This is a genomic window from Streptomyces sp. NPDC055078 (assembly GCF_053607985.1).
Map to the genome: position 1 here is coordinate 1 of NZ_JBSGUP010000838.1, position 3,128 is coordinate 3,128.

The 3,128-nt window shown below is 69.0% G+C and carries 2 protein-coding genes; both read left to right on the forward strand.

Going from position 1 to position 3,128, the window contains the following annotated elements:
- Positions 1-118 precede the first annotated feature (118 nt).
- On the forward strand, positions 119-1,120 hold the full coding sequence (gene ilvC, locus ACWF94_RS37430; RefSeq protein WP_453499222.1) for a ketol-acid reductoisomerase: 1,002 nt from the start codon (positions 119-121) through the stop codon (positions 1,118-1,120).
- 264 nt (positions 1,121-1,384) lie between these two features.
- Positions 1,385-2,986: a phosphoglycerate dehydrogenase gene (serA, locus tag ACWF94_RS37435; RefSeq protein WP_453499224.1), complete on the forward strand. Its 1,602-nt coding sequence runs from the start codon at positions 1,385-1,387 to the stop codon at positions 2,984-2,986.
- Positions 2,987-3,128: the final 142 nt, after the last annotated feature.

Sequence of the window (3,128 nt, forward strand, 5' to 3'; positions counted from 1 at the left end):
GTTCCCGGGTCCGGCGCCGCCCCCGGGCCCGACCGCCCGGATCGCGAGACCCTTTCCCGTCCCCAGCCAGCCCCGCCGTACGGTGGGACGCACACCTGCACACCAAGGAGATATCCCAGTGGCCGAGCTGTTCTACGACGCCGACGCCGACCTGTCCATCATTCAGAACCGCAAGGTCGCGGTCATCGGATACGGCAGCCAGGGCCACGCCCACGCGCTGTCGCTCCGTGACTCGGGCGTCGATGTCCGAGTCGGTCTGCACGAGGGCTCCAAGTCCAAGACCAAGGCCGAGGAGCAGGGCCTGCGCGTGGTGACGCCGGCCGAGGCCGCCGCCGAGGCCGACGTCATCATGATCCTCGTCCCGGACCCGATCCAGGCCCAGGTCTACGAGGAGTCCATCAAGGACAACCTGAAGGACGGCGACGCGCTGTTCTTCGGCCACGGTCTCAACATCCGTTTCGGCTTCATCAAGCCGCCGGCCGGTGTCGACGTCGCCATGGTCGCCCCCAAGGGCCCGGGCCACCTGGTCCGCCGCCAGTACGAGGAGGGCCGCGGCGTCCCGTGTATCGCCGCGGTCGAGCAGGACGCCACCGGCAAGGGCTTCGCGCTGGCCCTGTCGTACGCCAAGGGCATCGGCGGCACCCGCGCGGGCGTCATCAAGACGACCTTCACCGAGGAGACCGAGACCGACCTCTTCGGCGAGCAGGCCGTCCTCTGCGGTGGCGCGTCCGCGCTGGTCAAGGCCGGTTTCGAGACCCTGGTCGAGGCGGGCTACCAGCCGGAGATCGCGTACTTCGAGTGCCTCCACGAGCTGAAGCTGATCGTGGACCTGATGTACGAGGGCGGCCTGGAGAAGATGCGCTGGTCGGTCTCCGAGACCGCCGAGTGGGGCGACTATGTCACCGGCCCCCGCATCATCACCGACCAGACCAAGGCGGAGATGCGCAAGATCCTCGCCGAGATCCAGGACGGCACCTTCGCCAAGAACTGGATGGACGAGTACCACGGCGGTCTGAAGAAGTACAACGAGTACAAGAAGCAGGACGAGGACAGCCTGCTGGAGAGCACCGGCAAGGAACTGCGCAAGCTCATGAGCTGGGTCGACAACGACGACGCGTGAGCCGGTGGCGGAGGGGCGGGGCGCCCTGCGCCCCTCCTCTCCGCCGGAGCACCCCGGCGCGCGGGCCCGCCGGTTCTCCACTCTGTCCAGCCACGGACGGGTGATCCTGCCGAGAAGGCGCAAGACTCACCCCGACGCACCACTACACTTCTCAACAACACCTACGCGTCAGGCCCACAGTGTCGTGCGTCTTCCACGCGGCTAGCCCCTCCACCGCCTGCGGCCGTCGGGACGGCCGTCAGCACTGGACCTGTGAGGACTCACGTGAGCACTGCGTCTCCCAAACCCGTCGTACTCATCGCTGAAGAGCTGTCGCCCGCCACCGTGGACGCACTCGGACCGGACTTCGAGATCCGGCACTGCAACGGCGCGGACCGCGCGGAGCTGATCCCCGCCATCGCCGATGTGGACGCCATCCTCGTCCGCTCCGCCACCAAGGTCGACGCCGAGGCCATCGCCGCCGCGCGCAAGCTGCGCGTCGTCGCCCGCGCGGGTGTCGGTCTGGACAATGTCGATGTATCCGCCGCCACCAAGGCCGGCGTGATGGTCGTCAACGCCCCGACCTCCAACATCGTCACCGCCGCCGAGCTGGCCTGCGGTCTGCTGGTCGCCACCGCCCGCAATATCCCGCAGGCCAACACCGCCCTGAAGAACGGCGAGTGGAAGCGCTCCAAGTACACCGGCGTCGAGCTGGCCGAGAAGACCCTCGGCGTCGTCGGCCTCGGCCGGATCGGGGTGCTGGTCGCCCAGCGGATGTCCGCGTTCGGCATGAAGATCGTCGCGTACGACCCCTATGTACAGCCCGCGCGGGCCGCGCAGATGGGGGTCAAGCTGCTCACCCTCGACGAGCTGCTCGAAGCCTCCGACTTCATCACCGTCCACCTCCCCAAGACGCCCGAGACGCTCGGACTGATCGGCGACGAGGCCCTGCACAAGGTCAAGCCGACCGTCCGGATCGTCAACGCCGCGCGCGGCGGGATCGTCGACGAGGAGGCGCTGTACTCCGCCCTCAAGGAGGGCCGGGTCGCCGGAGCGGGCCTCGATGTGTACGCGAAGGAGCCGTGCACCGACTCCCCGCTGTTCCAGTTCGACCAGGTCGTCTGCACCCCGCACCTCGGCGCGTCCACCGACGAGGCGCAGGAGAAGGCGGGCATCGCCGTCGCCCGTTCCGTACGGCTCGCGCTCGCCGGTGAGCTGGTCCCGGACGCGGTCAACGTCCAGGGCGGCGTGATCGCCCAGGACGTCAAGCCCGGACTGCCGCTCGCCGAGCGCCTCGGCCGGATCTTCACCGCCCTCGCGGGCGAGGTCGCGGTCCGGCTCGATGTCGAGGTGTACGGCGAGATCACCCAGCATGATGTCAAGGTGCTCGAACTGTCCGCGCTCAAGGGCGTGTTCGAGGATGTCGTCGACGAGACCGTGTCATATGTCAACGCCCCCCTCTTCGCGCAGGAGCGCGGTGTCGAGGTACGGCTGACGACCAGCTCCGAGTCCCCGGACCACCGCAATGTCGTCACCGTGCGGGGCACGCTCTCGGGCGGCGAGGAGGTCGCGGTCTCCGGCACGCTCGCCGGACCCAAGAACCTTCAGAAGATCGTCGCCATCGGTGAGCACGATGTCGATCTGGCCCTCGCCGACCATATGCTCGTCCTCCGCTACGACGACCGCCCCGGTGTCGTCGGCACCGTCGGCCAGATCCTCGGCGAGGCCGGACTGAACATCGCCGGTATGCAGGTCTCGCGCGCCGAGGAGGGCGGGGAGGCGCTCGTCGTCCTGACGGTGGACGACACCGTGCCGCCGACGGTCGTCACCGAGATCGCGGAAGCGATCGGCGCGACCTCGGCCCGCTCGGTGAATCTGACCGACTGAGCCGGATGCGCGGGCGGCCGGGTACCGACCTAGCCGGTCGCACGGTTGCCGGGTACCGGCTTGAACCGGGACGCGCGGGTCCCGGGTACCGGCTTGAGCCGGTCGCGCCAGGTTCTGTTCTACGGGTAGGGGCCCGGCTCAC